The sequence below is a fragment of the Microcystis sp. M31BS1 genome (assembly GCF_020245285.1).
GTDB classification, from domain to species: Bacteria; Cyanobacteriota; Cyanobacteriia; order Cyanobacteriales; family Microcystaceae; genus Microcystis; species Microcystis panniformis.
The window spans coordinates 1-5,900 of record NZ_JADBVE010000061.1; the positions used below are offsets into that span (position 1 = coordinate 1).

Annotated in this window: 10 protein-coding genes; 8 read left to right on the top strand and 2 right to left on the bottom strand. The window is 41.6% G+C overall.

Translation table 11 applies throughout. The features are described 5' to 3' along the window. The first annotated feature begins 127 nt into the window (after positions 1 to 127). The 4 genes from IM509_RS03170 (at position 128) to IM509_RS03185 (ending at position 1,792) form a co-directional block, all read left to right on the top strand. On the top strand, positions 128 to 436 hold the full coding sequence (locus IM509_RS03170) for a coiled-coil domain-containing protein (RefSeq protein ID WP_052278082.1): 309 nt from the start codon (positions 128 to 130) through the stop codon (positions 434 to 436). 68 nt (positions 437 to 504) lie between these two features. Continuing rightward, positions 505 to 900 (top strand): shikimate dehydrogenase, encoded by a 396-nt coding sequence (locus IM509_RS03175; RefSeq protein WP_287716394.1) that lies wholly within the window; start codon positions 505 to 507, stop codon positions 898 to 900. A 53-nt stretch (positions 901 to 953) separates the two neighbouring features. Continuing rightward, positions 954 to 1,319, top strand: a complete 366-nt coding sequence (locus IM509_RS03180) for a DUF4164 family protein (protein WP_052278089.1) — start codon at positions 954 to 956, stop codon at positions 1,317 to 1,319. A gap of 86 nt (positions 1,320 to 1,405) precedes the next feature. Continuing rightward, positions 1,406 to 1,792, top strand: a complete 387-nt coding sequence (locus IM509_RS03185; protein WP_052278090.1) for a DUF4164 family protein — start codon at positions 1,406 to 1,408, stop codon at positions 1,790 to 1,792. A 56-nt stretch (positions 1,793 to 1,848) separates the two neighbouring features. On the opposite strand, the gene IM509_RS03190 is transcribed toward IM509_RS03185, so the two are convergent. After that, complete coding sequence (locus IM509_RS03190) at positions 1,849 to 2,262, bottom strand: four helix bundle protein (RefSeq protein ID WP_002772592.1); 414 nt, start codon at positions 2,260 to 2,262, stop codon at positions 1,849 to 1,851. A 278-nt stretch (positions 2,263 to 2,540) separates the two neighbouring features. On the opposite strand from IM509_RS03190, the gene IM509_RS03195 reads away from it, so the two are divergent. The 3 genes from IM509_RS03195 (at position 2,541) to IM509_RS03205 (ending at position 5,092) form a co-directional block, all read left to right on the top strand. After that, entirely contained in the window at positions 2,541 to 3,065 is a 525-nt protein-coding gene (locus IM509_RS03195; RefSeq protein ID WP_185237523.1) for a type IV pilin protein, read from the top strand. Positions 3,066 to 3,458: 393 nt separating this feature from the next. Beyond that, a complete protein-coding gene (locus IM509_RS03200; protein ID WP_052278092.1) occupies positions 3,459 to 3,971 on the top strand; it encodes a type IV pilin-like G/H family protein in 513 nt (170 codons plus the stop codon). Positions 3,972 to 4,306: 335 nt separating this feature from the next. After that, the gene (locus IM509_RS03205; RefSeq protein ID WP_185237835.1) at positions 4,307 to 5,092 is read left to right on the top strand and encodes a hypothetical protein; all 786 of its coding nucleotides are present in this window, start codon (positions 4,307 to 4,309) and stop codon (positions 5,090 to 5,092) included. 8 nt (positions 5,093 to 5,100) lie between these two features. Here the strand turns inward: IM509_RS03205 and IM509_RS03210 are convergent, their stop codons facing one another. After that, the gene (locus tag IM509_RS03210) at positions 5,101 to 5,556 is read right to left on the bottom strand and encodes a DUF29 domain-containing protein (protein WP_052278094.1); all 456 of its coding nucleotides are present in this window, start codon (positions 5,554 to 5,556) and stop codon (positions 5,101 to 5,103) included. 267 nt (positions 5,557 to 5,823) lie between these two features. Here IM509_RS03210 and IM509_RS03215 point away from each other — a divergent pair. Next, the coding region (locus IM509_RS03215; protein ID WP_272079391.1) for a MerR family transcriptional regulator at positions 5,824 to 5,900 on the top strand (77 nt) is incomplete at its 3' end.

Genomic DNA, 5,900 nt, shown 5'->3' on the forward strand with positions numbered 1-5,900 from the left:
GGAGGTGCTGCTAAACTTTTTGGTTTTTTCCCCAATCCCTAGAACTGGCTCCTAGAAATGGTTACTTCCCTTATGATCATAATAAATAGCTGCTCGAAAAACTCAAAAATCTATAGGAGTTTAGCAAATGTCTAACGAAACCGTCACCTATTCCCTAGAATCGATCCTTAAGGAAATTAAAGACAGCATCAAGGATGTCAACCAGAAAATCGATACCTTGCAAAAAGAAGTCAATCAGAAAATTGATACTTTACAAAAAGATGTCACCGAGATAAAAATAGCGCAAGCAGAAATCAAAAGCGAAGTTAAAGACTTAAAAGAACAGGTTAGAGACATGAAAGGCACTCAAAAAAATCAAATTTGGGCATTAATTACCCTCTTGGGTGGTTCTTTAATTACCGTCAGTTTGCGCTCGCTATTTACCAATAATCCCTAAAATTCCCAATTTTATCTTAGCCAAGTCTCCCACTTTCAAAACTATTGATAACCCTAGTAGTCCAGCAAATGTCCAACGAAACTGTCACCTATTCCCTAGAATCGATCCTTAAGGAAATTAAAGACAGCATCAAGGAAGTCAATCAGAAAATGGACACCTTGCAAAAAGATGTCAATCAGAAAATGGACACCTTGCAAAAAGATGTCAATCAGAAAATCGATACCTTGCAAGAAGATGTGAATGATTTAAAGGTAGGACAAGCTAAACTAACCGAGAAAGTCGAAGGGATGGATAAAAGACTAGAAAAAGTAGAAAATGAGCAATACACTCTAGTTAAGACTATTTCTGACCTACAGGGTTTTCGAGGTCTGATTGTCCCTATCCTTATCGGTGCCATGAGTGCCGCTATCGGTGCAATTATCACCGTTGCGATTAGAATTCTTTTCCTCGGTAACAATCCCTAAAATTCTCCAGTCTCACACCCCGAAAACTATTGATAACTTTAGGAGTCTAGCAAATGTCTAACGAAACTGTAACTTATTCCCTAGAAGCTGTCCTAACCAGAATTGAAAGTAAAATCGACTCTCTGGAAAAACGGATGGATGAGAAAATCGACTCCCTTGAAAAGCGGATGAATGAGAGATTTGACAAGGTAGATGAGAGATTTGACAAGGTAGAGGACCGGCTAACCAAAGTAGAAATCGGACAGGCCGAACTCAAGGCCGAGTTAAAAGGCGATATTAAAGTATTAGACGAGAAAATCGAGGGATTAACGGCACGGGTTGGTTATCAGGAGTTCACCAACCGGGGGATTCTGATAGCTTTGGTGGTCGCTGTCTTGGGAGGTGCCGCTAAACTTTTCGGTTTTTTCCCCAATCCCTAGAACTGGCTCCTAGGCAAGGCTAGAGGCCTTATGATCATAATAAATGGCCGCTCAAAAACCCGAAAACCCCAGAGGAGTATAGCAAAATGTCTAACGAAACTGTAACTTATTCCCTAGAAGCTGTCCTAACTAGGATTGAGAGTAAAATCGACTCCCTTGAAAAACGGATGGATGAGAAAATCGACTCCCTTGAAAAACGGATGAATGAGAGATTTGACAAGGTAGATGAGAGATTTGACAAGGTAGATGAGAGATTTGACAAGGTAGAAGACCGGCTAACCAAAGTAGAAATCGGACAGGCCGAACTCAAGGGAGAGTTAAAAGGCGATATTAAAGTATTAGACGAGAAAATCGAGGGATTAACGGTACGGGTTGGTTATCAGGAATTTACCAACCGGGGGATTTTGATAGCTTTGGTGGTTGCTGTCTTGGGAGGTGCCGCTAAACTTTTCGGTTTTTTCCCCAATCCCTAGAAGTTACCCCCGATACTTAAACCTAACCTGAAATGGGAACTTGGGGTTTTGGGGAATTAGGGTTTTGGGGATTTTGGGGTTTTTAGTAGCCATTTATCGGCATTATTAGTCATGATGACGATCAGTCCTAAAACCTTATTATACTGACCATAAAGTTTTCTACCAGTCTCAATATCTAAATATTGGCATTTAACAGCAAATTTTAACCATACTTGGCTTTCTGCTGCTTCTGCTTCCGCATCATTTAATCTCAGCAAAAATGAACCCTTATATCGTCTTCTACGCCATGCCTCCGCTAAATTAGCACAGACAGAACGAGAAGAACGTCGAATTTGATCAATTAATGAATATTTTTCCGACCCAGGAAACTTTTTAGACAGTTCAAAGATTTCCATAGCCAGATTAAAAGCGATTTGATAAACTTCTAGATCTTCATGGGTGTTCAGCAATTTCTTAGGTTTTTGCACCATAATTCCCCTTTCCTGATGGATGATTCTTACTTTCCCTTATAAATACCTCTTGTCAAACCTAAATTCAGGAAAATTCCCCATCACCCCACCACCCCATCACCCCACCACCCCATCACTACCCCATTCCCCCATCACCCCACCCCCCCATCACCCCACTCCCCCATCACCCCACTCCCCCACTTCCCCAAAAAAAATCTTTCCCAAGGGTGATAGGTTTTCTGAAACAGGTGGGTAAGTTGTTTATAGAGAACAAAAAACACTTACCAAAGGATATACCCATGAACTCCACCTTCAAATTCAAACTCCTCCAAACTCTCAACAAAAAGAACGGTAACAAAGGTTTCACCCTCATCGAACTCCTAGTTGTCGTTATCATCATCGGTGTACTCGCCGCCATCGCTCTCCCCAACCTCCTCGGTCAGATAGCCAAAGGCAGACAAGCGGAAGCTCGCACCCACCTCGGTACCGTTAACCGCGCTCAACAGGCTTACCGCTTAGAACAGGGAAATTTTGGACTATTTACTGCCGCTGCTGGCAGTGTAAGTACCGGCGACTTGCCCGTATCTATAGAACCTCAATACTATAATTATACCGGACCTACCGCCACCAGTACCACTTCTGCTCTAACTAATGCTTCAGCTATCGGCGCCTTCACCGACGATATTCGCGACTACTCTGCTGCGGTATCTCAAGACGCCGCTGGTGTTGTCAGAACAATCATCTGTGAAGCAGCTAATCCTACTGCTGGAGTAGCAGCAGCAACAACTGCTGCTACCTGCACTACTGGTACCCGGGTCAGATAGATATTCTTCCCAGATTGCCTAAAAGCTTTCTGGCATAATAACCAACAATTGATAATCTAGCGGAAGGTGGCAGGGAAATTTTCTCTTGGAAACCTTGCGCTTTTGATTTTTTTCGGGAAGTGGGGAAGTGGGGAAGTGGGGAAGTGGGGAAGTGGGGAAGTGGGTAAGTGGGGAAGTGGGGAAGTGGGGAAGTGGGGGAATTTCAACTAAAACCCCAACACCCGAACACCCCAACACCCGAACACCCCAAAACCCCAACACCCGAACACCCGAACACCCGAACACCCCAACACCCCAACACCCGAACACCCCAACACCCCCCGCAACGCGCACGCAGTGACCACCCCAACACCCCAACACCCAAAATATAGTCAATATTGCCAGGGCCTAACCATGAAATACCTTCTTTTTTCAGCAATCAAATCACAGGCAAAAAAAGCGAGGGGTTTTACTCTAATAGAATTGTTAGTAGTGGTGATTTTATTGGGGGTTCTCGCTGCCATCAGTTTACCGAATCTCTTTGGACAAGTCGCTAAGGGTAGGCAAGCAGAAGCGCGCGCGGCACTGGGATTAATCAATCGCGCCCAACAGGGTTATCGTTATGAAAAAGGGACTTTTGCTACTTTATCTGAACTATCTCTGGAAGCTGCCACTATTTCCCTAACATTTTATAATATCAGCGAAGTAGGAACTCCCACTCCCAATGCTTTTGGAGCCGCCTATGAATTGGATGCTTTGACTCCATTTGCTGACGATATTAAAAATTATGCCGGAGCGTCTGGACAAACGGCAGCCGGGGCCTATACTGGTATTGTTTGCGAGGATGAAACTCCTTTGGAAGATAATGTTTCTACCAGTAATTCCGCCGGTGTTCTTAGCTGTGTTAATGGCATTGAAATTAATTAAAATAACCCCAAAAATCTTTTATTTTTGTTGATAAGTAAATGGTTATAATTATGAAGGGCGTGATTTGTCGGTTAATTCATCGTAGGGTTAATTCATCGTAGGGTTAATTCATCGTAGGGTTAATTCATCGTAGGGTTAATTCATGAATTAACCGCGATGGTAGGGTTAATTCATGAATTAACCCTACTTATTAAGGGGGGATAAAGGTTCGATCCCCCCGCCTATCGGCACCCCCCTTATCAAGGGGGGCAGGGGGGATCGAACCTAAAATCCATGTTTTAATTTAATTAAAACCAGCTACTTACGTTACTGATTATTGACTTTTATTTAAAGCTATGGTAGGTGCAAAAAAATCTCTCAATCTATCCTTACTTAAAACTCTTGGTTTAGTCGCCGTCATCGGTGGACTAATCATGGCTATTGTGGAAATGCAACAGGAAAAGGTGAAAACCTTGACCAAAGAAAAGTTATTAGATAGAAATTATCGTCAAGAGTCTCGTCTAGAAAATGCTCAGGTTCAGTTATTAAAAAATATACCTTCCTTTGGCTTTGACAATATGTTAGCCAATTGGTCAATGTTGCAGTTTATACAATACTATGGCGATGGGGATGCTCGTAGGGAAACTGGTTACGGTTTAAGTCCCGATTTTATGGAAATTGTCACCAAAAATGACCCCAAATTTGTCCGCGCCTATTTGATGATGTCTGTCGCTTCTTCCCTGAATGCTGGTAAACCGGAAAGAACCGTTGAGATTATGAATAAAGGTTTATCAAAAATCACTCCTGATGTCACCGATGCCTATTTTCTTTGGTTATATAAAGGAGTGGATGAACTATTATTTTTAGGTGATATTCCCGCAGCGAAAAAATCCTATCAAATGGCCGCCGATTGGGCGAAAATTGCCGGTAATAAATTTATCGAAAAATCCGCTAGGGGAACAGTAAAATTTTTAGAAACTAATCCCGATAGTCGCGCGTCTAGAGTCGGTGCTTGGATGTTAGTCTGGATAAATAGCAAAGATGAAGAAACCCGCAGGTTAGCTAAGGAAAATATCGAAAAATTGGGCGGTAAATTGGTGATTAATAATAATCAAGTGATGGCAATTCCCCCCAAAGATTAGGGTGTGACCTATTTTTCATCTTCCCAAAACTTATGATTTAATAAACCATCAATATCCTCAGCAAAGGGACAAATATCGGGAAAATTAGAGTCTGGATAATCCTCTTTCACCGCTTCTAAAGCTTCTCGATAACATTCTTCTAAAATCTCTATCATAAACCTTTTTAAACTAGGAGAATACTTAAATTCCTTCTTCAACTCCTTGCGAAAATTTCTAATTTCAATTTCCCACCCCCGATAACAATCGGGAAGAACCACATAACAACGTTTTAATAAATGTTCTAATAAACGAGTTAAAAAATTATCGACCGCTTTGCGTTGACTTTTCCCCAAAGATTCCACCTCCTCGATCAAATTCTCTAAATCAACCTGAGATAAATCCCCGGATTTTAATTGCTTAACCGTTTTCTCTATCCACAAAGCAAAATCTTGATCATACAGATTTTTTACCTTGGCTAAAGTCATAATTTTGACCTCCTCTGTTGACTAATTACCTTTATTTTACCGAAACTTCGGCAATTCATACTAAATCCGGTTATCAAAGACTGATTATTTATTCCCCCTATCCCAAGAGTGCCTCTCCTCAACCGATTTAGTATTATAGTTAAGGGATGCCCCCAAAACCCAACAACTAACAAGCCACAAACTGCACCGATCGAGGGTTAATCACAGAAACCAAAAACCTAACTAATACTATTCAAAATTACTCATGACTTATGCTATAATCGTTCTATGAGTAAGTTGACCATATCAGAAGCGGCTAAATTAAAAGGTGTAAGCGTATCGACATTAAGACGTTGGGAGTCTGA